Genomic DNA, 22144 nt, shown 5'->3' on the forward strand with positions numbered 1-22144 from the left:
GCCTCCGGCGTCAATTGGGGCCACAGTGCCCTCTGCGCACTCCATGACGCCGAACGCCCTCACCAGGGTTGAGAGTCCAACGCGGCCGATCCGTATCATCGGCCCCCGGAAAACAGCAGCGGCGCCCCGCCGGGTGCCGAAGCGGGACGGCCATTGGCCGCCGGCACTCCGCTCAACGGTGAGGCCACCGCCTCCAGCAGCCCCCGCGCCGCCAATTCGGGCCGCACCCCTTCACCGAACCAGTACGCCTCTTCCAGATGCGGATATCCGGAGAGGACGAAGTGCTCGACGCCCAGGGCGTGATACTCCTCGATACGGTCGGCGACTTCGCCGTGGCTGCCGACCAGCGCCGTACCGGCTCCGCCGCGTACCAGCCCCACTCCCGCCCACAGATTCGGCGCGATCTCCAGCTTGTCCCGCGAACCGCCGTGCAGTGCCAGCATGCGCTGCTGCCCCACCGACTCGCTCTTTCCGAGCGCCTGTTGCGCGGCGGCCACCGTCTCCGGATCCAGATCGTCCAGCAATCGATGAGCGGTGGCCCAGGCCTCCTTCGAGGAATCCCGCGAAATGGTGTGCAGCCGGATGCCGAAGCGGACCTGGCGGCCTTCCTGCTCCGCCAGCCCTCGAATCCAGTCGATTTTCTGCTTGACCTGCTCGGGCGGCTCGCCCCACGTCAGATAGACGTCGACATTCCGCGCCGCCACCGGGCCGGCCGCCGCCGAGGAACCGCCGAAGAAGATCTCCGGCAGCGGGTCCGGCGGCAGCGCGGTCAGCCCGCCCTCCACCTGATAGTGCTCCCCGTGGAAGTCGAACGGCTTCCCGCCCCACACGCCCCGTACGACCTGCAGGAATTCATCGGTCCGTGCGTACCGCTGGTCGTGTCCCAGATGGTCGCCGAACCGCCGCTGCTCGGTGGAGTCACCCCCGGTCACCACATTCAGCAGCAGCCGCCCCCGCGAGATCCGCTGGTACGTCGCCGCCATTTGCGCGGCCAGCACGGGCGAGATCACCCCGGGCCGGAAGGCGACCAGAAACTTCAGACGTTCGGTGGCCTGCGTCAAAGCGGCCGTCGTCAGCCACGCGTCCTCGCACCACGTACCCGTCGGGGTCAGCACCGCCTCGAACCCCAACTGCTCTGCCGCCTTGGCTACTTGCGTCAGATACTCGATGTCGGGCGCACGCACCCCGCTCACCGGAGTGATGCGGTCCCGCCGGATACCACCGTCCGTATAGGCGTGACGGTCGACGAGCGTCCGCCCGTCACCGCCGGTGGGCAGGAACCAATGCAGATGCACGGACATATCAAGCGGCCTTTCCCGAAGAAGTGGAGATCCCGGAGGTATCGGGCGTGCCGGTTGCCCCGGATGCCTTTCCCGATGCCTGGGGAGCCCCGGATTTTCCGTACGTACGCGGCGCCGTGCTCGACGGCGGCAGGTCACCGTTGAAGCGGGGATCGACGAATTCGGCGAAGTCGAACCGCCGTGGAATGAGCCCGAGTTCGGCGAAGGAGTTGACGATGTCCTGCTCGGAGGCGACGGCGGCCTTGTCCAGGGCCACCGCGACCGCCGTGCCCTTGGACCGCTTGACCGCGTCCAGCGCCACCTTCTTGGGCAGCCCGGTCTCCTTGGCCCACACCGCGGCCCAGGCGTCCGGGTGCGCGTACACCCAGTCCTGGGCGCGCCGCAGCCGCTCGACATAGTCCTCGATCGCCGCGGACTTCTCCTTGCCCGCCAGCGCGGCGGGCGCCGCGACCTGGAAGGACAGCCCGTTGACCACGCCGTCGCCGGTGGTCAGCACCCGGGCGTCCGACTGGTCCAGCGCCTGCGAGGTGTAGGGGTCCCACACCGCCCAGGCGTCGACCTTGCCGCGGGTGAAGGCGGCCAGGGCGTCGGCGGGCTGAAGGTAGTTGAGCCTGACGTCCTTCGGCGTGAGCCCCGCCTTCTTCAGCGACGCCACCAGTTGGAAGTGCGCGGAACTGCCCTGCGCGACCGCGATCGCCTTCCCCTTCAGATCGGCGGGCTCCTTCAGCGGCGAGTCGCGCTTGACCAGCACCGCCTCCCCGGCAGAGGACCCGTGCGAGGCCGCCACCACCTTGATCTTCGACTTCGCGGCGGCCGCGAAGACCGGCGGCGTATTGCCGACCGCTCCCACATCCACGGCCCCCGCGTTGACCGCCTCCAGCAGCGGGGGACCGGAGGTGAAGGTGGACCACTTGATCCGGTACATCAGGTCGTCCAGCTCTCCGGCGGCGCGCAGCACGGCCTCCGCGCCGCCCTTCTGGTCGCCGACATTCAAGGTCACCGAGCCCTTGCCGTCCGTACCGCTGCCCGCCCCGCCGGCGGACCCGGCCGCCTTGGACGAGCCTCCGCACGCGGCCAGCAACAGGGCGAGCGGCAGCAGCAGGCCGGGCAGGGCGAGGCGGCGTGTTCGGGTGGAGGCCGGCCGCGGGGAGGTCGGCCGCGGGGCCGGCCGTGTCGGCGGTGCGGCGGTGCCAGGTGATCTCATCAACGTTCCGTTCGTGGGTTTCGTACGTATCGAGGGTGCGTACGGGAGGCGCGCATCGAGAGGCATCCCGCCCGTAACCGACCGGTTCAAGCAGCCGCGCCCGGCGCTGACGCCGGTACGGAGGCCCCCTCGACCCCCAGCCGGTCCAGCAGCCGCCCGCGCAGCGCGGCAAAGCGAGGGTCGGAGATGTCCCGCGGCCGCGGCAGATCCACCTCCGTCTCGTACGCGATCACGCCCCCGTCCATCACCAGCGCCCGATCGGCCAGCAACAGCGCCTCCTCGACGTCATGCGTGACCAGCAGCACCGCGCACCCGCGCTCCTGCCACAGCTCGGACACCAGCCGCTGCGCCTTGATCCTCGTCAGCGCGTCCAGCGCGCCGAACGGCTCGTCCAGCAACAGCAGATCCGGCTCGCGTACCAGCGCACGGGCGAGCGAGGCGCGCTGGGCCTCGCCCCCGGACAGCGTCTTGGGCCAGGCATCGGCGCGATGCCCGAGCCCCACTTCCTCCAACGCCCTTACAGCATCGGCCCGTTCAGGACTCCCGGGCAACCCGAGTAGAACGTTGCGCCACACCCTCTTCCACGGCATCAGCCGCGGCGCCTGGAACGCGACGGCCTTGCGCCGGGGCGCCAGCACCTCGCCCCCGATCTCCCGGTCGAGCCCGGCCAGCACCCGCAGCAGCGTCGACTTCCCGCACCCGCTGCGCCCCAGCAGCGCAACGAATTCCCCGGGCCGTACGTCCAGTTGCAGCTGATCGATGACATTCCGCCCGCCAAAGGACCGGGTCAGTCCCTGCACCCGCACCGCCACGCCAGAAATCGTCGACGCATCCACCACATCACTCACCCCTCTCCCTCACTTTCCGGTGAACGTCGGCCGCCATTGCAGCAACAGCCGCTCCAGCATCCGCACGAGAAAATCGGCGAGCAGCCCGAGCGCCGCGTACACCACCAGGCAGACCACGATCACATCGGTACGGAAGAACTCCCGCGCCTGATTCATCAGAAAGCCGATACCGTCATCGGCATTGATCTGCTCACCGAAGACCAGCGCGAGCCATGCCGTGGCCAGCGAATAGCGCAACCCGGTCATGGCATGGGGGAGCGCACCGGGCAGGACGACATGCCGGATCAGTCCCCACCGCCCCAGGCCCAACGACGTTCCGGCTTCCACCAGTTGCGCGTCCACGCCGCGAATCCCGGCGTACACATTCAGATACAGATGAAAGGCGACGCCCAGCCCGATCAGCGCGACCTTCGGCGCCTCGCCGATCCCCAGCCAGATGATGAAGAGCGGGATCACACCCACCCACGGGATGGATCGCAGCATCTGCACGGTCGCATCGACCAGATCCTCCCCGAGCCGCGACAGCCCGGACACCAGCGCGAGCGCAATGCCCACCACCCCGCCCAACAGCAGCCCGACCGCGACCCGTTGCAGCGACACCAGCATCGCCGACGGCAGCGTCCCGTCCGAGACCAGCCCCGAACCCGTACGGGCGATGGTGCCAGGCGAGGCGAGAATGTCCCCCTGGAGCACCCCGGTCGAACTCAGCACCTGCCACAGCACCAACAGGAATACGGGCCCCACGGTCCGTCGCAGCCACCGCGGAACGAACCGCCGCCGAGCGGACACGGGAACAACGGCCCGCAATTCCGGAGCCCGCCCGTCCACAGCCTCCTTCGCTTGCGCCGAAGCGGAGAGTCCAGGCGCTTGCGGCGCCGGCGGGGAATGGCCCAACTCGGCCTGATCGAGAGACATAGGGGCTCCACGGGCAGGTGAAGGCCGCGCATCAGGGCATGGCGGCCCCCGACAACGCGCGGAGTTCAGACGAATTCAGGAAAAGAACGCGAAAAGCGCGGCAGCACTGACAACAGAAGAGGAACGGCGCAGGCGGCGATCAAAACCCCATCAACGGCAACCGCGCACCCAAGTCACCAAGAAAGCAACGTCAACAGCCGCGGCGACACGCGGCGGAGGCCACCCGCAGCAGGTCGATGTGACCGCGCGAAGTGAGCAAGGGTGACGTAGACATGCCGCCGAACGTAGCGTCGTGCGTCAACCCCGGTCAATTATCGTCTCGCCTGCTGGACCTTTGTTGCAGCGACATTGCACCCACACCTACCCGCATTCAGCCCCGCCCGTACGAAGATGGACCCATGACTTCCGCATTCACCTCGCGCACCCTCGACGTCACCACCGGCTCCACCGAGACCGTCATGGACCTCACCGCCGACTGCGCCGCCTTCCTGCGCGACGTATCCGCAGCCGACGGCCTCCTCAACATCTTCGTCCCGCACGCAACGGCCGGCATCGCCGTCCTCGAAACCGGCGCCGGCAGCGACGACGACCTCCTCGCCGCCCTCCACGACCTCCTCCCCGCCGACAACCGCTGGCGCCACCGCCACGGCACCCCCGGCCACGGCCGCGACCACGTCCTCCCCGCCCTCGTCCCACCCCACGCCACCATCCCGGTCCTCGACGGCACCATGGCCCTCGGCACCTGGCAGTCGGTCTGCCTGGTCGACACCAACGTCGACAACCCCAACCGCCAGGTCCGGCTGAGCTTCCTGGGCTGATGCAGCCGTCGTGAGCTGGACCGCAGGGTCGTGGCCCGGCCGCACCGAACGGCCCGACGGCTGAGAAAGTGCGGCAGCGGGCCCGGCCACGGCACGCAAGTGGTGCACCGTCTCCCTCGCTGCTGTCCTGGTCGATGGTGTCCACCAACTCGACCTGATCCAGCGGGATGCCGCCCGCTGGAGACCTACCTGCACCGAGGCCGTCCGCGAAGTCCCCGCATTGATCGACAACGGTGACCTCGACGCCTGCTGATGCTGAACCACCACGCACGTCGCGAGCACCAGCGTCATTCCCTCGTGTCCAGCCGGCGCGATTACGGCCTCATCGCCTGATCACGAGGTTCACTTCAGACGAACCGCTCCCCGTACAGATGGCTTCCAGTGGATTGCTTCCGACCGTTCCTGCCCGGAATCTGGCGGTACTCTGCGTCACTGCACTGAAGACCGACTCGTTCTGGAGGAGCAGGAGTGAATAACACGGCCGATGCCGACCCCGCAGCGCGGTTGCGGCCCGCATTCGTTGTCGCTGCGACGCACAGCAGCGCGGGGAAGACGACTGTTACGGCCATTCTGCTGCGCCTCTTGCGTGAGCGCGGGCTGAAGGTACAAGCCTTCAAGATCGGCCCTGATTTTATCGACCCCGGATATCACCGGGAGATCACCGGACGCCCGTCGATCAATCTCGACCTGTGGATGATGGGGGCCGAGGGAGTGCGCCGCGCCTTCGACCGCTGGTCCGCGGAGGCGGACGTGTGCGTCATCGAGGCCATGGGCGGGCTGTACGACGGGGAGAACGGCACGGAGAAGGGAAGCGCGGCGCACATCGCCAAGCTCCTCGGCCTTCCCGTCGTGGTCGTCATGGACGTGTGGGGAATGACGCGCACCTCCGGAGCCGTCCTCGGCGGCCTGATGGCCTTCGACCCCGAGGTCCGCATCGCCGCATGTGTCCTGAACCGGGTCGGCAGCCGCACCCACGCCGAGATGGTCCTCACCGCGCTGCCGGACCACCTGCGAGAGCTCGTGGCCGGCTGGGTCGAGCGCAGCGAGCACCTGCGTGTCGACGAGCGACACCTCGGGCTGACCACGGTCGAGGAGAACCCGACCGGCGCCGCGGAACGCGCCCGCGCACAGATCGCCTCCGGCAACACGGTGGATATGGACCGGCTGCTGGCAGCCACGCGCACCGCGCTGCCCCACCCTGCCGTAACACCCACACCTCATCCGCCGCGCGGAACCGGCCCCGATGCGCCCCGCGCACGACTGGCAGTGGCACGCGACGCCGCGTTCTCTTTCTACTACGAGGAGAACCTGCACGCGCTGGAGGATGCCGGGTTCACGTTGGTGCCCTTCCGTCCCACCGTCGATTTCCGACTGCCGGATGACATCGACGCGGTCTACCTCGGCGGCGGCTACCCCGAGAGTTTCACCGCCGAACTGGCTGCCAACCATTCGCTGATGCAGGAGCTGAGGGATCGCGCAGAGCACGGATTGCCGATCTACGCCGAGTGCGGCGGGATGATGTACCTCGCCCGGTCACTGACCGACTTCGACGGAAAGGAAGCGGCTATGACCGGTATCCTCCCGATCGATGTGGTGATGGATCGTCATTATCTCTCCATCGATTACGTTGACGTACGCACGCAGGCGCCGTCCCCGCACGGTGAAGCGGGCCAGCGGGCCCGCGGTCAGGAATTTCACCAGTCCCGTATCACCACTGCCGAGATCGAGCCGAATCTGTACGAGGTGACAACGAGCAGAGGGGAACGCCGCAGTGCGGGATTCCTGCTCCACAACGTGGCGGCCAGCTACATTCATCTCCATTTCGGCATGCATCCGGAAATCCCGCAGAGTCTCCTGAGTGCTGCTCTGAGTAACTCGAAGAAGGCATCCGCCATATGAGATCGGAAAATTCCTTGAAACGGACCACGCTGTTCCGTCGCCACCGGCTCCGGTCGGTCATGGTGGCGGCCCTCCTGGCAGGGCTGATTCCCCTGCTGCCGGGCCACGAGCCCCAGAGCGCCGCCGCATCGAACGCATCACCAGCACCCAAGTCCCTCAAGACCGCGACGATTCACTTCGCCCCGGAGGAAGGAAAGGTAGACAACAACCGCGCCAAGATGGTCGAGCTCGCCAACCAGGCAGCCGACAAGGGCGCCAAGCTCATCGTGCTGCCGGAGATGGCCACCAGCGGCTACTCCTTCTTCAGCCGCGCGGAGATGTCCAAGGCCGCGGAACAGGTCCCCGGAAAGTCCACCGACGCACTCGGCGCTGTCGCCAAACAGCACCGCGCCTACATCGCGTTCGGCATGCCCGTCTACGAGCCGGACACGAACCAGTACTACAACTCGGCCGTGCTCATCGGCCCGGACGGCAAGACCCGTGGCATCTATCACAAGCGCAACCACCTGATCGAATCCTCGTACAACGCGTCGAGTTTCGACCCGATCCCGACCTTCGACACCGAATACGGTCGGATGGCGCTGGTCATCTGCTCGGACATGTTCAACTCCCAATTCCCCCGGGCAGCGGCGGTGCAGGGAGCGGACATCCTGATTGCGCCCGCCAACGTCGGGATCGACACCGACTTCGTCCGCGTCCGGACCTTCGAGAACGACTTCTCGATGATTGTCGCGAACCGCTGGGGCAAGGGCGAAAAGGGAACCAAGCCCGATGTGTTCACCCAGAACACCTTCACCGTGCCGTCGCCGTTCCCCTACGATTTCAACTTCGGGTCGCGCAGCATCATCATGACCAATGACGGCAAGGCCCTCGCGGACGTGAGCGGCCAGTCCGATCAAATCGGCTATGGCGAGATCCCCGTGCGCAAGTCGCGCACCTTCCCGGTCGAGCGCAAGCCCGCGATGTATTCCCTGATGAGCCAGGACACCCTGGAGACGTACACGCAGAAGCAGTTCCACCAGCCCGAGGCGACCACCTTCACCGCCGCCGCCGTTGACCCCGGTCCCAGCACAACCCCCTGGCAGGCCGCCCTCGACGCCGCGGCCAAGGCCAGGACCCAGGCCGAGTCCTCCGGCAAGAAACTGCGCCTGATCGTCTTCCCGGCCAACTACTTCCCCGGCGCTGACACCGCGGGCCTGGAGAAGCTGAAGTCGTTCGCCACGAGCAATCGGACCGACCTGCTCGTCCACTACCCGGCCACCAAGACCGAGGTGCCCAAGAGCACCCTGATCACCTCGACCGGGCAGACCTACGACTACAAGCGCACCCACCACAAGCGCGGCGAAACGCTCCCCAAGGACCGGCTGTCGAATGACTACCTGGTCATCGACCGCGACTACGCCCGGCTCGCCCTCATGCAGGACGTCGACATGATGCCGCCCGAGACCGCCCATGTTCTCGCCCGTATGGGAGTCGATGTCGTCGCGATGAACACCGACTGGAGCGATCCGGTCCGCAGCGCCCTCTGGAAAAGCCGCACCGGCGACTACCTGCACATTGTCACCGCCAACAAGTCCGGCCCCGAGGGGATCTATCTCGGCGGCTACAAGGCGGACCCCAGCTTCACCGAGAACGAAGGCATCGTGATCCGCGACATCACCACCGGTGACGTCCGCACCAAGCCCTCGGCCCGCTTCTTCGACCCCACCACCATCCTCAAGCCCTGCCAGGAAGAAGCACGCACCTGCTAGCCCCGGACAAAGCGATAAACCGGGACCCTCACCACCTCGCATAACCCTCAGATGTCCGGGCCGGCCCAACAAGGGCCGGCCCGGCCGCTTCCAGCCCGCTGGCCAAGAAGCTGCGCACTGTGACGCCGCCCCGCTCGGCAAGAAGGCAGCGCGCCCGCGGTGAGAAGTTCCACCCATCCCGTATCACCGCCGCCGGAACGCAACCGAATCTGTACGAGGCGGCCACGAGCACCGGCGAGAGCCGGCGTTCGGGATGCCTGGTCAACAATGTGGCAGCCAGCTATATTCACCTCCGTTTCGGCATGCACCCGGAGATTCCCGGACGCTCTTGCAGACCGCAGCGGGCCGTACCAAGCAAACGAAAGACACACAGTGAAGCGCAGCAGCATCAGGTCCATCAGCTACAGCCTGGCCACGGTGGCCACAGCGGGGACCCTCGCCCTGGCCTCCGCGGCGCCTGCACAGGCCGGTGACTTCCGCTACTGGTCGCTGCGGCACGGGGACAACGGCACCTGGCGCACCACAGCCGAAGGCCCGGGCACCTACCGCCCGGCCGACGGCTCAGTAGAAGGGCTGCGTTTCGCCGTCTTCCAGGCAGACACAAAGGATTCCGTCGTCCCCCGTGCTGCCCCCGACTTCAAGGCGATCTGCGCCTCCACTCCGGCGAAGGCAGGCACCAAGCGGGTCGCCTTGGTCCTGGACTTCGGCACAGCAAAGGACGCCCCGTCCGGCGAGAAGCCCCCGGCCCTACGCTCGCACTGCGTGCAGTTGCCGCCACAGGCCACCACCGCGGAGGCCCTGGCCAAGGCCGCACCGCCACTGCGCTACGCAACGTCAGGGTTGCTGTGCGCCATCGCGGGCTATCCGCAGCGCGGATGCGGAGAAGCGGTAGCCGACAGTCCCAAAGCCGAGAGTGACAGCAACAGCAACAGCGGTCACACCAGCGACAGTTCAGACGACGGTCCGTCCGCAGGACTGCTGGTCGGAGGCGCCATCGTCGCTGCCCTGGGCGGCGCAGCCGTGTGGCAGGCCCGGCGCCGACGCAACGCTTCGTGAGCTCGACTCGCTGTCCAGACAGGGCGTTCATTCGCCCAGGAACCGCACGTCTACGCTCGGGGCGACGATTCGCTGCACAGGCGACGCAACCTTGCCCGTCATCACGGGTCGTCACCACCGACATCACCAGGCATCCCTCACCATCAAAGCAGGCGTCCTCAGCGCCGATGCAGCCCTCGCGCTCGGCTGCCTCGACCTTGCATCACCTGCCGTCCAGCACGAGGGGGCCGTCACCCCGTGGGGCAGTTGCGAAAGCGGCTCGGTGCGTAGCCGCGGGTGAAGTCTGTCGTCATGCAGTTCGGGCACGACCAGCTCTGCTCGTTCGTCAAATGTAGGGACATAACGACACCTATGCGGTCGGCTGCGTGAATATGCCCGCCGTGACCTTCAATGAGACGCCCGCCGAAAGTGGTCGTGGACGCCAGCACGGAACTGAGCGTCGCGCCCCCCGCCGTGGCGAAACTGCAGGCAGGAAGATCCAGGGTGAAGGTCGCGAGCAGCACGCTCGTGATGGAGTTGCTGGCATGGGCGGGCCGCATACCGGAAAAGATCTTGATCCTGCCGCTGCCGCCACCGCTGTCGAGAAGATATACAGCGGCATTCGCCATGGCGTTCTGCACCGCATCCGACAGCTGTGCGGCTATACGGAACCGCCCCCTTCGCCGCAGGGATCTACAAGAAGTACGTTCGCCGAGGACGAGATGGGGGAGAGCTGAATCGCATCGGGCACCGCATCTACAAGAACTTCGACCCTCAAGTCGCCGATACTGCCGACCATTTGATCGAGCAAGCAGGCGGCAAGCGTCACACCCTGCTTCTCAGAGCCAGACATAGGGGGCATGCCGATCTGTGCGGCGGCACTCAGTGCCGCCGACGGGGCCCACGGATGACCCCGAGTGCACTCGCCACCAAAGCAACAGGGCATGCTGGAACGGTAGTTCACACAGGTCCGCCGCCTCTGCTCGCCGTAGGAAGCAATCGCAGAAGCGGCGGGTCGCCCTCATCCGGCTCTCACCGGGAGGTACGCATGACCAGTATGCAACCGGCCGCTTCGGCAGACGAACGCCCACCCCGCGGCCCCAAGCTGATCGCCGCTGCGCTGGCTACTGGCTACGTGGCCGGCTACAGCGCGGCCTTCGGGGCCTGCACCACCACGAACGCAGCGGTGCAGGCCGCAGTCGGCGCTGCTGTCTGGCTGGCTTGGCGCAGGCGCTGATCCGCCACCAACTCTGCGCCCCCGCCGTCTGATTCGGATGTTCCGGGCGGCGGGGCCGAGGTGGCGGACCGCTGGACCTTGATCCTGTTCGTCGCATGGCGTGTTGGTTGAGTAGCTCGTAACCGCCAGTGGTGGTGGCGTGTGGGCAACATGTGGCCGTGTACGTGGGTTGCTGACCTCGTTGCGACGTCGCTTCGAGGGGAATGCGCGCGCTCGAGGGCAGTGTTGGTGGGAACACGACGACCAAGCCCCCCCGGCACTCGACGAAAGAGCCTCTATGCCGCTCAACCTGCCCGAAGGTAAGCGTCTCGCCGTCAATATCGGCGTCGACTTCGACGCGCAGTGCGCGCCCAACGGAGACGCGTCCAAGCTCAGCCCCGCGTTTCTGTCGCGCGGAGATTTCGACGTCGAGGTGGGCACTCCGCGCCTACTCGCGCTGTTCGAGAAGTATGAGATCCCAACGACCTGGTGCACACCCGGGCACACGCTGATCACATTCCCGGACAGCATCCGGTCGGTGCTCGACCACGGGCACGAGATTGCCGCGCACGGCGCGTACCACGAGTCGGTGCCCTCGCTCACAGAGCAGGAGGAACGGCGGCTGATGGAGTTGCAGCTCAGCCAGCACGAGAAGGTCGTCGGCCGACGCCCCCGCGGGTACCGTTCACCGGCCTGGGACTTCTCCGACGCCACACTCGGCATCCTCGAGGAGTTCGGCTTCGACTGGGACAGCTCGTTGATGGGCCGCGACTTCATCCCCTACCGGCCACGTCCCGTCGTGGTCCACCGCGAGGAACCGAACGAGTTCGGCCCGCCCAGCCCGGTGCTCGAACTGCCCGTGTCCTGGTACATGGACGACGTCCCTGCACTCGACCATGTCCCCGGGGTGCTCGCCGGGCTCATGTCGACCGAGGGGGTCTTCGCGCGGTGGCGGGACACCTTCGACTACGCCTACGAGAACGAGCCCGGCGGCGTCGTGACCCTCACCGTGCACGGCATCGTGAGCGGGCGGGCACACGCGATCATGATGCTGGAGCGATTCATCCGCCACGTGCGGCAGCACGACGATGTGTGGTTCGCGACGCTGAGCGAGATCCACGACCGCTGGAGCGACTGAGCGCATGCGCCCGGCGCTTGTCAGAGGCTGCGTCATATTCCGTGGTCGGTGAAGCTCGACACCACCGAACAGAGGCGCGGTCGGCGCGGACGCCGGGCCCGTGAGCGATTACGCCACCGCATCCGCCCGTGTCAGAATTCCCCCTGCGGGCAAGGGGCGGATGACGGAGGGGAGGGGGCGAGTGTCCCGTACCGGTAGCCCACCAGGTGCCCTCGTGCGGTAAACCCTCCGAGGTGCCCGACAACGGCAAAGGCGCCCCCGCCACAGGTACCCACGGCCACGGCCGCGACCACGTCCTCCCCGTCCTCGTACCGTCCAACGCCACCCTCCCGGTTCTCGACGGCACGATGGCTCTCGGCGCCTGGCCGTCGGTACGCCTGGTCGATGCGAACGTCGACAATTCCCCACCGCCAGGTCCGGTTGAGCCTTCTGGGATCAGCGCGGTGGGCATGGGACGTAAGTGCGGGGCGAGTTGAAGGCTGGCTGTGCTGCCGCCCGGCCAGTTCAGGGGGAGGGGCTTCTGTAGCCGCCGCCTTCCACCACGTCTTCTGCGAAGAGCTGTGCGTTCGCCAGTGCCGCGTCCAGTGGCTGCCGGTCGGCGATCGCTGCGGAGATTTCCTCGGACACCCGGTCGCCGAGGCCCGCGAATTCAGGGATGACGATGTATGACACCCCGGACCAGGGCTGCTTGAGTACCTCCGGGTGCGTGAGGTTCACGGCCTTGAATGCGTCGAGCGTCGGCTTGATGAATGTTCTGGCGGCTTTCTGGTACTGCGGGAGTCTGTAGGTGGACAGTCGGGCGCCGGGTGGCAGCCGGACCCATCCGAGTCGCTCACCGTAGAGTTCGGGGTACTGCTTGGATGTTGCCCAGGAAGCGAACTCCCAGGCGGCCCGCGGGTTCTTCGCGGTGACCGGGATCGCCAGTGCCCAGGTCCACAGCCACCCCGAGCTCTTCGTGCGCACCACCGGCGCGGGGGCGTAGCCGATTTTGCCGGCGACGTTGCTGCTGGCCGGGTCCTCGAGGCGGCCGGCATGGGACGTCGCGTCGTACCACAGCGCGGCCCTGCCCTCCCGCATCACCGCCAGGCACTCGGCGGGGCCGGATTCGGCGGCGTGCGGCTCGCCGTAGCGGCGGACCAGGTTGACGTAGAACTCCACGGCCCGCTTCGTCGCGGGGGAGGTGAGCTGGGGGTTCCAGTGCTCGTCGTACCAGCGGCCGCCGAAGGCCGCGATGACCGTGTTCAAAGGGAGAAGGTTCTTCCAGCCGGGGCCACCGCGCAGGCAGATCCCGGCAATGCCGTTCTCGGGGTCGTGGAGCTTCGCCGCCAGCTGAGCGACCTGCTGCCAGGTGGGGTGCTGAGGCATGGTCAGCCCGGCCTTGGCGAGCAGGTCCTTGCGGTACATCAGGAAGGACGATTCGCCGTAGTACGGCACCGCGAACAGGTGGCCTTTGTAGGACAGCGCCGAGCGCACCATGGGGACGAAGTCCCGCATGTCCTCGTCGCTCTGCCGCGCGGGGGTATCGAGCGGGGTCAGCCACCCCCTGGAGGCCCAGATCGGTGCCTCGTAAGGGCCGATGGCGATGACGTCGTAACGGCGGGCCTCGGTGGCGATGTCCTTTGGCGTCCGCCGCCGCAACTCGTTCTCGGGGAGAAAGACGAGGTTCACGTGCGTGTGCGGGTGGTCCTGCTCGAAGTCGTCGATCAGCTTTTCCATGTCCCGCATGAAATCGACGGCTGCCACCGTGATCGAGGTGCGGTCCTCGCCGCCTGCACAGGCTGATGCGCCGAGCCCGAGCGCGGCCAGCATGACTCCCGACAGCGCGATACGTGTCAGCGGCCCACGGCACTTGACCGGCATCACTGCCTCCCGGTGAGGAGTTGGGTCACCGTGGAGCTGCCCCTGTTTGTTCCGGCAGTTGGTCGGAGCTCGCGAATGAAACGTAGTCGGATACGTCCAACAGGCAGCCCGGGACCCGTTGTGCGGTCGATGTTCCGAAGTACGTGCTCACCTGCTTCTCGCCCGTGGGCGGAACGCCCATTCCTTGTGTGAGTGCGACTTTCCAGGGCCCTGGTTCGATGGCGTTGCTGTCCTGGAGCGGATGATCCAGTGCGACGATCAGGGAGAGGAACAGGCCGATGAATATCGACAGGAGGCCGGTCAGCGCCAGGTGGTCGATCAGCTTGACGTCGGCGAGTACCCAAGTCGCCGCGATGGTCATGACGGCGCCGAGGAAGAGGACGACGTAGAGCGCGGGCAGCAGCCCGATCTCCACCTCTCCCTGCCGCTCGCGTCGGAGGTTGTTGTAGTCGTTGAAGGCCTCGAGAGTGACGGACTGGGCATTCGACTCCTGGGTGTTGCGCGGTTCGTAGAACATGAGCGACTCGAACACGGCATCCAGCCGCCCCCGGTCCTCCTCGATCTCACCCCGCCGCTGCTTTGGCCAGACCTCGCCGATGACGTTCCCGGCGTAGTTGCGTACCTGCGACTGGATCCGGCATCGCCGGCTGTTCGGGAACGCCTGACTGGCGCGGTAGACCGTGGTGAGCTGTGAGGCCTCCTGATTGACCAGCTTCTTGACCTCCACGTAGTGGTCGTACGCGCCGACGGCGACCAGCCCGACCAGCAAGGCGTAGAAGAGCCCCACGACCTCGATCAGAAAGGTGACGCGCTCGTTGTGCTCGGGGTCGCTGCCGAATCGCCGGCGGACCCTGGAGCGCAGGCACAGGCCGCCCAAGCCGAACGCGAGGAGACCCCCGGACAAGGCCACGGTCTGGACCCAGGCCGTCATGGGCGAGTTCCCTCCGGGGCGGCGCTGTCGGCGGAGCGGGCAAGGGCCCACGGTGGTCCTGCCGCGAAGTGTTGCGCGAGAGGCCGCTCGCGGCACTGCCGTGGGTTCATCAGGGCTTCTGTACGGCCGGGACTCGGTACCTCCCTGGGATACGCCCGTCCCACAACAACACCCCCACTGGGCTCCCTGGGAACCGACATCCTTCGAGCAGCCACCACATGCCGACGGAAGCCCCGGACACGGGCGAGGTGTTCGGCCACCGCACCCCGCCCCCACGTGCAGACCCAGGATCACCGCCACGCTTCTCCGGCAGCACAGCGCGTTCGGGGGCTTCCGCAGCACACAGCGGGCGCGCGCTCAGGCTGTCACGATCCCAGCCGTCAGTGACGCGCCTGACAGCCCTGGGGGTAGCGGGAGAGGTAGAGCCGGCGGGCCTGAGCCATGTCTGGCAGTGACGGAGATGCGCGGAGCGATCAAGTCGAGGCCGGCACAAGGTTGTACACCGGCTGGGGTTGTGTTGGTTCAGCAGAGGGGCAGTCCGCCCCGGTAGTTGAGCCGGTTGCGGATGCGTTCCAACTGGGCAACGGCCGGGCTGCCGAGGATCACATCAGCGGCGGGGAAGGTGAGTTGCGCTGGGGCTCGGAAAGTCGCGGTTCCGGACAAGGCCGACCATCGGGACTCAAGTAGCGGCCCATGACGACGGCGTGGGGTGCTGCTGGGCAACAACTTAATCTCCCGCTAAATCAGGCTTTAACAGCGCTACGACAGGGAGTGACTCAAGCGCGGGGCGGGCGTCGTACCCGATGCCGAGTACGGGTAGTACGTCGAGCAGTTGGTCGGTGCGTAGGTCGCACAGCAGTACCCAGTCGGCAGGGGTAGGCATCGCACGTCCCAATGGCGATCAAGGGCTCGCCCCCTCTACGATTCAACTGGTCTCTAGGTGGGCCGGGATTCCCTTCCTGGCCGAGTTCGTCCACCTAGAGGATCGGAGCAGGGCTCTGTACGCAGAGCCTCAGCTGACACGGGGGTCAGGCTGAGGCTAGCTGCGTCGGTCGACTCCCCTCAGAGGGAAGGAAATCGACCGGTGAAGCCCGAAATCTCTGTCCGCGCTCTGCTGCTTGCCGTTGCCTTTCTATCGGCGGTGCTTGTAGCAGTCGTGGCGGGAGTCCTTTCCGCTGCCTCCGGCAGCAATACACCCGCAGCTGTCTTGTACGGGGGCGGTGCCTTCGTGGTGTGGATGACGCTCTGCGTGTCCATCCTCTCGGCTTTGGGCTTGCTCGATCGGCCCCCGGTGCAGCGGTGACCTGCCATGCGGCAGTCAGTCGGTGCAGTAGGTGATGCCGTCGAGGCAGATCCAGATGGGTTGGCCGATGGACTCGTACGGGCCCAGCACGCCGCCGGCGCTGTTCTCGGTGCGGGCGACGGAGGGGTCCAGGTTTGGTCTGGTCGCGGGGTGCGGTTCAGGCGAATTCGCGGCCACCGGCGGGCAGGGTGGCGATGGTCTGGGCGTTGGGGATGGTGGCGCCCGCTTTGGTGGAGCCGACGCGTCCGCGGACCATGGTCATGGAGCCGAGGCGCTTACGGCAGCGAACGGGGTGCCACCGACGATCACGCTCGAAAAACCCGTGTGTGCCCACGATTTGCCCCACGCTCCCGCGCCCGGAGCTGGGTCGGACCCAGGGTTGGGTCGGACCGTCAAGCGAGCGACGGCCACCGATCGGTGGCCCACTCCAGCCAACCCGCCCACCCAGGAGGAGGGTCCCCGATCTCGTGCCCATTGAGCTCGTGGGCATCGGGTTCCTCGAAGAGCGTTCTCCAGTGCAAGAGGTCCGCCTCGGTCATCGGGAAGGTCTGGTCCGGGGCGGTCGACTGGCGATGGGTGATGCGAGTGAGTTGGGTTTCGTGGTCCACCGGCATGTACACGAGGTGGCAGGAAGCGCCCGCAGACTCTGCCAGCCAGTGGATCGCGGATCTTTCGTTGCGGGACCAGCAGCCGAAGTCCAGGACTACGTGGGTTCCGAGCCTCAGTGCCTCCAGGGCGAGCCAGAGCAGGCGGCCTTCCAGGACATCGCGCTTTCCGTCCGCCTCAGGCTTGCCGAACAGTGGGATCATCCAGTCGTCCGGTGTCAGCCGCAGTGCGCTGTGCTCCTTGGCCAGTTGTCGAGCCCTCGTGGTCTTTCCGGCCCCTGGTAGGCCGACTGTCAGAAACAGGGTGGTCACAGGGAGATCCTTCAAGGAAGCCGGATGGAGGACAACTGGGGTGGAAGTCAACTGGGTCTGATGGTGAAACCATCCTGAAACCGAGTTGAGTGCGGGTCGCCGCACCTTGTGGGGCATGACGACAACGACGACATCGTGCTCACTTGCCATTGCGGCGAAGGGGCTGCGCAAGGCTTATGGGGACAAGACGGTTCTGGGCGGGATTGATTTGGTGGTGCCGACCGGGAGCATCTTTTCTCTGCTCGGTCCGAACGGTGCCGGGAAGACCACCGCCGTAAAGATTCTCTCTACTCTGATCAGCGCCGATGCCGGCGACTTGCGCGTAGGCGGCTATGACTTGGCCGTCGAGCCGCAGGCCGTGCGGGCCGCAATCGGCGTCACCGGGCAGTTCTCCGCCGTCGACGGGCTGATCACCGGTGAGGAGAACATGATGCTCATGGCGGATCTGCAGCACCTCTCCCGGCGTGAAGGCCGCCGGGTCGCAAGGGAGTTGCTGGAGCGGTTCGGTCTGGCAGAGGCCGCGAGAAAGCCGGCGGTTACCTACTCCGGGGGGATGAAGCGTCGCCTCGATATCGCCATGACGCTGGTGGGCAATCCGCGGATCATCTTTCTCGACGAGCCGACCACCGGTCTCGATCCGCGCAGCCGCCACACCATGTGGGGGATCATCCGCGAGTTGGTCTCCGGTGGTGTCACCGTCTTTCTGACCACTCAGTATCTGGAGGAGGCCGATCAGCTCGCCGACCGTATCGCGGTGCTGAGCGACGGCGGGATTGCCGCCGAGGGGAGCGCCGAGGAGTTGAAGCGGCTCGTACCGGGCGGGCATGTGCGGCTGCGGTTCGCCGACCCCGTCGCGTACCGGGCCGCCGCTGTCGCTCTGCGCGAGGTCAGTGCGGACGACGAGGCGCTGTCGCTGCGGATTCCCAGTGACGGCAGCCAGCGCGAGCTGCGTTCCCTCCTCGATCGGCTGGACTCGGCCGGGATCGAGGCGGACGAGCTGACCGTGCACACTCCCGATCTCGACGACGTGTTCTTCGCTCTGACCGGCGGCATCGGCAAGGCCGAGGAGGCCGTGCGATGAGTGGCCGTTCGATGAGTTCCCGCTCCCTCGCCCTGCGCGACTCGGCCACCATGCTGCGCCGTAACCTCCTGCACGCGCGGCGCTATCCGTCGCTGACCCTGAATATTCTGCTGATGCCGGTCGTCCTGTTGCTGCTTTTCGTCTACGTCTTCGGTGATGTGATGAGCGCGGGCATCGGTGGTGGCGGCGGTGGTGGTCGCTCCGCGTACATCGCCTATCTCGTGCCGGGCATTCTGCTGATGACGATCGGCGCCACCCCGGCGGGGGCTGCGATCTCGGTCTGTACGGACATGACCGAGGGCATCATGGCCCGCTTCCGTACGATGGCGATCCACCGCGGCTCGGTGCTCATCGGGCACGTGGTCGGGAGTGTGCTGCAGGCGCTCGTCAGTGTGGTGGTGGTCGGCGCCGTCGCTGTGGCCATCGGCTTCCGGTCCACCGGCGCCACGGCTCTGGAGTGGCTGGCGGCGTTCGGGCTGCTCGCGCTGGTCGCCACGGCGCTCACCTGGATCGCCGTCGGGATGGGCTTGGCCAGTCCGAACGCCGAGGCGGCCAGCAACAACGCGCTGCCGCTGATCATCCTGCCGTTCATTTCGAGCGCCTTCGTCCCGGTCGACGCGATGCCGGGCTGGTTCCGGCCGATCGCCGAGTACCAGCCGTTCACGCCGGCCATCGAGACCCTGCGCGGTCTGTTGCTCGGCAGCGAGATCGGGAGCAACGGATGGCTCGCCGTTGCCTGGTGCCTGGGGCTGGCTGGGCTTGGCTATGTCTGGTCGAAGTCGCGGTTCAAACGCGACCCGAAGTAAGCGCGCGGGCTGCCTCCCGCAGTTCGTCCCGCTTCAGGGCGGCGTACTCCGACACGGCGTCGGCGTATGCCGTCCTGTCGGCGTTCTCGACCGCCTGCCGGGCGCGGGCGGCCGACATCGTCGGCTGGAACTCGCGCAGCACCCACAGCCGTTCGGCCAGCGCGATCATCCGTACGGCGGCGGGGTCGCCGACCGCGAGCCCGGCCGCGCCGAGTGCGTGCAGCACCGTCCCGATGACGGGCAGTTCGAGGTGTGTGCGGAGGGGGTCGGCGAGCAGCGCCGCGAGTCGGTCGACGGTGTCGCGGACGAGGTCGAGGCGGCCGGTGTACGCGTGGGCCGTCACCGCCGCCGCCTGGATCTCCAGCGCCCACGGGTCGAGCCAGGGGTCGCCGCTGTGCCGCGCCCCGGCCGCGGGCAGCCGTGCCACGGCGCGGCGCCACAGTTCGAGCCCGGCCTCCGTCAGTCCGCGGGCGAGCGCGATCTCGGCGCGTACGCCGAGGTCGGGGCTGTAGAAGGTGTCCTGCTGCGTGGTGCCCCGGCCCTCCGCTTGCCGCAGCCAGTGCTCGGCCTCGTCGGGGTCGCCGCGCTGCATGCAGGCGAGGGCCAGGCCGGAGCGGATGCCGATGTGGTCGTGCTCGTCGCCGCGCCGTGGCAGTGCCTCGTGCGCGGCCGTGAGGTACCCGTACGCGGCGTCGCCGTCCCCTGTCTTCAGGCACAGGTCGCTCAGCCGGGAGTACGCCATGACCTGCAGGGGCGGGTTGTCGACCGGCTCCAGTACGGCGATCATCCGGCGGGCGGAGGCGAGCGTGCGGCCGATGTCGTGCTCGTGCTCCCAGACGTAGGTGGCGACGCACTCGGCGACGGCTGCGACCAGGGGTTGCTCGCCGGCGCAGAGCTCGTGCAGCGCTTCGTAGCGGGGAGGCAGCATGTCGGGGACCGCGCTGAGCACCACGGCGGTGGCGCGCAGCAGGGTGTCCGGCGGTGCCGGGGGCAGTCGGCGCAGGGTGACGAGCTGGCGGACGGCGCGCGGGCCGTGGTCCATGAAGAGGCTTGCCGAGCACAACACCGCGGCGGTGCGGGCGACTTCGACGTAGCCGGGCTCGGGGTAGTAGTGCGACAGCGGCGGGCCCGTCTCGGCGGCGAGGGCGGCGAGGCGGGGGAAGTGGGAGTCGGCCGACCACAGGGCGGCGAGAACGGCGGTGACGGCGGCGGTGGTGGGGCCGTCGGTACGGGCCAGGGCGTGCCGCAGAGCCGCCACGAGATTGTCCTGCTCGGCCTTGATGCGTTCCCGGGCGGCCAGGGGCTGTGAGCCGAGGAGCACATCGTGGTACGCGACGCCGAAGTCGCGCGCCCAGGTGAGGAAGCGGCCGTTGGTCACCTCGTCCTCGCCCGCCTCCGTGCGGCGGGCCGCGCTGAACTCCCGTACGGTCTCCAGCATGCGGAACCGTACGCCGTCCGGGGTGTCGGCGACGGTGAGCAGCGACTGACCGGCCAGCTGCTCCAGGACGAACAGCGCGTCCTCGCCCAGGACTTGGTCCGCCGCTTCGCCGCAGAAGCCGCCGGGGAAGACGGACAGGGTGCGCAGTGCCGCTCGGGCGTCCTGCGTGAGCAGGTTCCAGCTCCACTCCACGACCGCGTGCAGCGTGCGATGGCGCTCCGGCGCATCCCGTGCCCCGCCGCGCAGCAGGGCGAAGCGGTCGCCGAGGCGGCAGGCGATCTGAGGCACCGACAGGACCCGTACCCGCGCCGCGGCCAGCTCCACGGCCAGTGGCAGCCCGTCGAGATGGCGGCACAGCTCGGCGACCGCGCCCGGCGGCAGTGCCACGCCGGGCCGGGCGGCGCGGGCCCGCTGGGCGAACAGCTCGGCGCAGGTGTCGAGGCCGAGCTCCGGCAGCGCGTACACCGCCTCCGATGTGAGGCCCAGCGGGGCGCGGCTGGTGGCGAGCACCCGCAGGTCCTTCGAGGCGGAGACCAGGGCCCGTACGAGGTCGGCGGCGCCCCGGATGACGTGTTCGCAGTTGTCCAGTGCCAGCAGCGCGGGCCCGGAGGCGAGCACATCGAGGATGCCGGAGACCGGGTCGGTGGGGGCGTGGCCGCTCAGGGCGCCGTGGCGCCCCTCACCCGCGCCGAGCGCGGAGGCCACCTCCGGGGCCACGTCCTGGTCCGCGGTGATGCCGGCGAGCGGCACGAAATACACCACGCGCTGCTCGGTCCGGCGGCTGACGGTGTGTGCGAGCCGGGTCTTGCCGAGGCCGCCGGGGCCGACGACGGTGACGGCGCGGGAGGTACGCAGCAGCCGCTCGACCGCCGCGATGTTCTCGTCCCGTCCCAGCAGCGGGTTCGGTTCGTGCGGTACGCCGTGCCGGACCACCGGCGGCTCGCCGCGCAGCAGCTCCTGTTGTACGGCCCTGAGCCCGGCGCCCGGGTCCGTGCCGAGCGTCTGGCGCAGCTCGCGGCGGTAGGCCTCGTACCGCATCAGCGCGGCGGCCGGGCCCGCCGTCGCCGCCTGGCCGCGCAGCAGTTCGGCGAGCACCTCCTCGTCGCGCGGGTGCTCCGATGCGGCCACGGCCAGCGGGCCGGCCGCCTCCGCGTGCCGTCCGAGGCGGGCGAGCGCGAGTGCCTGGGCGCGTACGAGCGTGCCGCGGACGGGAGCGCGCTCGGTGCGGAGCGCGGCTACGGGGTCGTCGGTGTCGCCGTGTCCGTCGGGGGTGCCCTCCCACAGCGCGAGTCCGGCCTCGGCCGCGGCCAGCGATCCCGCGTGGTCGCCGGCCCTGGCCCGGTCCGCGCTGGCGGCCGCGTGCAGCAGCAGGGCGGAGCTGTCGACCTGATCGTCGGCGAGGGTGAGCCGGTATCCGGTCGGGGTGCCGGCGATGAGGTCGGCGCCCAGCTGTGCCCGTGCCCTGGACACGAGGATCTGCACCGCCTTTGCCGGGTGCTCCGGCAATGCGTACGGCCACAGCCCTGCCACCAGCCGCTCGGTGCTGCAGCCCGTGCGCAGGTCACCGGCGAGCAGCGCGAGGAGGCTGCGGAGCCGGGGCGCGGTGACCTCGTGTCCGCGATGGGCGACACGCGGCAGCAGGGTCAGCTCGGTGGTCATGCGTGCACATTAGCCAGGCTGCCG

At 68.1% G+C, this 22144-nt stretch carries 19 protein-coding genes and 1 pseudogene; 9 read left to right on the forward strand and 11 right to left on the reverse strand.

Translation table 11 applies throughout. The features are described 5' to 3' along the window. Positions 1-95: 95 nt before the first annotated feature. The 5 genes from AC4IJH_RS00500 to AC4IJH_RS00520 all read right to left on the reverse strand — a co-directional run bounded on the left by AC4IJH_RS00500 (position 96) and on the right by AC4IJH_RS00520 (position 4542). The gene (locus tag AC4IJH_RS00500) at positions 96-1301 is read right to left on the reverse strand and encodes an LLM class flavin-dependent oxidoreductase (RefSeq protein WP_490849393.1); all 1206 of its coding nucleotides are present in this window, start codon (positions 1299-1301) and stop codon (positions 96-98) included. A 1-nt stretch (position 1302) separates the two neighbouring features. Continuing rightward, positions 1303-2505 carry an ABC transporter substrate-binding protein gene (locus AC4IJH_RS00505; protein WP_490849394.1) on the reverse strand — a complete coding sequence of 401 codons (1203 nt, stop codon included), beginning with the start codon at positions 2503-2505 and terminating at the stop codon, positions 1303-1305. An 86-nt stretch (positions 2506-2591) separates the two neighbouring features. Next, positions 2592-3353 (reverse strand): ABC transporter ATP-binding protein, encoded by a 762-nt coding sequence (locus AC4IJH_RS00510; RefSeq protein WP_490849395.1) that lies wholly within the window; start codon positions 3351-3353, stop codon positions 2592-2594. A 9-nt stretch (positions 3354-3362) separates the two neighbouring features. Next, on the reverse strand, positions 3363-4268 hold the full coding sequence (locus AC4IJH_RS00515; RefSeq protein WP_490849396.1) for an ABC transporter permease: 906 nt from the start codon (positions 4266-4268) through the stop codon (positions 3363-3365). 190 nt (positions 4269-4458) lie between these two features. Further along, complete coding sequence (locus tag AC4IJH_RS00520; RefSeq protein WP_490849700.1) at positions 4459-4542, reverse strand: putative leader peptide; 84 nt, start codon at positions 4540-4542, stop codon at positions 4459-4461. Between the two features lie 124 nt (positions 4543-4666). Here AC4IJH_RS00520 and AC4IJH_RS00525 point away from each other — a divergent pair, with 124 nt between their 5' ends. The 4 genes from AC4IJH_RS00525 to AC4IJH_RS00540 all read left to right on the forward strand — a co-directional run bounded on the left by AC4IJH_RS00525 (position 4667) and on the right by AC4IJH_RS00540 (position 9792). Continuing rightward, positions 4667-5086 (forward strand): secondary thiamine-phosphate synthase enzyme YjbQ, encoded by a 420-nt coding sequence (locus AC4IJH_RS00525; protein ID WP_490849397.1) that lies wholly within the window; start codon positions 4667-4669, stop codon positions 5084-5086. Positions 5087-5554: 468 nt separating this feature from the next. Then, complete coding sequence (locus AC4IJH_RS00530; protein WP_490849398.1) at positions 5555-6985, forward strand: cobyrinic acid a,c-diamide synthase CobB; 1431 nt, start codon at positions 5555-5557, stop codon at positions 6983-6985. A gap of 14 nt (positions 6986-6999) precedes the next feature. Beyond that, positions 7000-8736, forward strand: coding sequence for a nitrilase-related carbon-nitrogen hydrolase (locus AC4IJH_RS00535; RefSeq protein WP_490849399.1), 1737 nt, complete (start codon positions 7000-7002; stop codon positions 8734-8736). A 372-nt stretch (positions 8737-9108) separates the two neighbouring features. Further along, positions 9109-9792, forward strand: coding sequence for an SCO2322 family protein (locus AC4IJH_RS00540; RefSeq protein WP_490849400.1), 684 nt, complete (start codon positions 9109-9111; stop codon positions 9790-9792). Positions 9793-10022: 230 nt separating this feature from the next. Here AC4IJH_RS00540 and AC4IJH_RS00545 read toward each other — a convergent pair whose 3' ends face one another. Next, positions 10023-10400, reverse strand: a complete 378-nt coding sequence (locus AC4IJH_RS00545) for a hypothetical protein (RefSeq protein WP_490849401.1) — start codon at positions 10398-10400, stop codon at positions 10023-10025. A 419-nt stretch (positions 10401-10819) separates the two neighbouring features. On the opposite strand from AC4IJH_RS00545, the gene AC4IJH_RS00550 reads away from it, so the two are divergent. The 3 genes and pseudogenes from AC4IJH_RS00550 to AC4IJH_RS00560 form a co-directional block, all read left to right on the forward strand. Next, positions 10820-11008, forward strand: a complete 189-nt coding sequence (locus AC4IJH_RS00550) for a hypothetical protein (RefSeq protein ID WP_490849402.1) — start codon at positions 10820-10822, stop codon at positions 11006-11008. Between the two features lie 277 nt (positions 11009-11285). Next, on the forward strand, positions 11286-12125 hold the full coding sequence (locus tag AC4IJH_RS00555) for a polysaccharide deacetylase family protein (RefSeq protein WP_490849403.1): 840 nt from the start codon (positions 11286-11288) through the stop codon (positions 12123-12125). Between the two features lie 266 nt (positions 12126-12391). Next, positions 12392-12560: pseudogene (locus AC4IJH_RS00560) on the forward strand (YjbQ family protein); the annotation flags it as partial. A 69-nt stretch (positions 12561-12629) separates the two neighbouring features. On the opposite strand, the gene AC4IJH_RS00565 reads toward AC4IJH_RS00560, so the two are convergent. The 4 genes from AC4IJH_RS00565 to AC4IJH_RS00580 form a co-directional block, all read right to left on the reverse strand. Continuing rightward, the gene (locus AC4IJH_RS00565; RefSeq protein ID WP_490849404.1) at positions 12630-13985 is read right to left on the reverse strand and encodes an ABC transporter substrate-binding protein; all 1356 of its coding nucleotides are present in this window, start codon (positions 13983-13985) and stop codon (positions 12630-12632) included. Positions 13986-14010: 25 nt separating this feature from the next. Further along, the gene (locus AC4IJH_RS00570) at positions 14011-14916 is read right to left on the reverse strand and encodes a bestrophin-like domain (protein WP_490849405.1); all 906 of its coding nucleotides are present in this window, start codon (positions 14914-14916) and stop codon (positions 14011-14013) included. Between the two features lie 1318 nt (positions 14917-16234). Further along, entirely contained in the window at positions 16235-16396 is a 162-nt protein-coding gene (locus tag AC4IJH_RS00575; protein WP_490849406.1) for a hypothetical protein, read from the reverse strand. Between the two features lie 215 nt (positions 16397-16611). After that, positions 16612-17136: a P-loop nucleotide/nucleoside kinase family protein gene (locus AC4IJH_RS00580; protein ID WP_490849407.1), complete on the reverse strand. Its 525-nt coding sequence runs from the start codon at positions 17134-17136 to the stop codon at positions 16612-16614. A 115-nt stretch (positions 17137-17251) separates the two neighbouring features. On the opposite strand from AC4IJH_RS00580, the gene AC4IJH_RS00585 reads away from it, so the two are divergent. Then, on the forward strand, positions 17252-18217 hold the full coding sequence (locus AC4IJH_RS00585) for an ATP-binding cassette domain-containing protein (RefSeq protein WP_490849408.1): 966 nt from the start codon (positions 17252-17254) through the stop codon (positions 18215-18217). 11 nt (positions 18218-18228) lie between these two features. Further along, a complete protein-coding gene (locus AC4IJH_RS00590) occupies positions 18229-19023 on the forward strand; it encodes an ABC transporter permease (RefSeq protein ID WP_490849701.1) in 795 nt (264 codons plus the stop codon). Here the strand turns inward: AC4IJH_RS00590 and AC4IJH_RS00595 are convergent. Then, positions 19004-22120 carry an ATP-binding protein gene (locus AC4IJH_RS00595; protein ID WP_490849409.1) on the reverse strand — a complete coding sequence of 1039 codons (3117 nt, stop codon included), beginning with the start codon at positions 22118-22120 and terminating at the stop codon, positions 19004-19006. The two genes, AC4IJH_RS00590 and AC4IJH_RS00595, sit on opposite strands and share 20 nt — an antisense overlap. Positions 22121-22144: the final 24 nt, after the last annotated feature.

The sequence above is a fragment of the Streptomyces sp. UF-297 genome (assembly GCF_058245575.1).

Bases quoted from the DNA above. Each gene is read 5' to 3' on its own strand.
- AC4IJH_RS00555 (WP_490849403.1), top strand. From the start codon at position 11,286: ATGCCGCTCAACCTGCCCGAAGGTAAGCGTCTCGCCGTCAATATCGGC.
- AC4IJH_RS00590 (WP_490849701.1), top strand. From the start codon at position 18,229: ATGAGTTCCCGCTCCCTCGCCCTGCGCGACTCGGCCACCATGCTGCGC.
- AC4IJH_RS00525 (WP_490849397.1), top strand. From the start codon at position 4,667: ATGACTTCCGCATTCACCTCGCGCACCCTCGACGTCACCACCGGCTCC.
- AC4IJH_RS00585 (WP_490849408.1), top strand. From the start codon at position 17,252: ATGACGACAACGACGACATCGTGCTCACTTGCCATTGCGGCGAAGGGG.
- AC4IJH_RS00515 (WP_490849396.1), bottom strand. From the start codon at position 4,268: ATGTCTCTCGATCAGGCCGAGTTGGGCCATTCCCCGCCGGCGCCGCAA.
- AC4IJH_RS00570 (WP_490849405.1), bottom strand. From the start codon at position 14,916: ATGACGGCCTGGGTCCAGACCGTGGCCTTGTCCGGGGGTCTCCTCGCG.
- AC4IJH_RS00520 (WP_490849700.1), bottom strand. From the start codon at position 4,542: ATGTCTACGTCACCCTTGCTCACTTCGCGCGGTCACATCGACCTGCTG.
- AC4IJH_RS00565 (WP_490849404.1), bottom strand. From the start codon at position 13,985: ATGCCGGTCAAGTGCCGTGGGCCGCTGACACGTATCGCGCTGTCGGGA.
- AC4IJH_RS00550 (WP_490849402.1), top strand. From the start codon at position 10,820: ATGACCAGTATGCAACCGGCCGCTTCGGCAGACGAACGCCCACCCCGC.
- AC4IJH_RS00545 (WP_490849401.1), bottom strand. From the start codon at position 10,400: ATGGCGAATGCCGCTGTATATCTTCTCGACAGCGGTGGCGGCAGCGGC.
- AC4IJH_RS00505 (WP_490849394.1), bottom strand. From the start codon at position 2,505: ATGAGATCACCTGGCACCGCCGCACCGCCGACACGGCCGGCCCCGCGG.
- AC4IJH_RS00500 (WP_490849393.1), bottom strand. From the start codon at position 1,301: ATGTCCGTGCATCTGCATTGGTTCCTGCCCACCGGCGGTGACGGGCGG.
- AC4IJH_RS00595 (WP_490849409.1), bottom strand. From the start codon at position 22,120: ATGACCACCGAGCTGACCCTGCTGCCGCGTGTCGCCCATCGCGGACAC.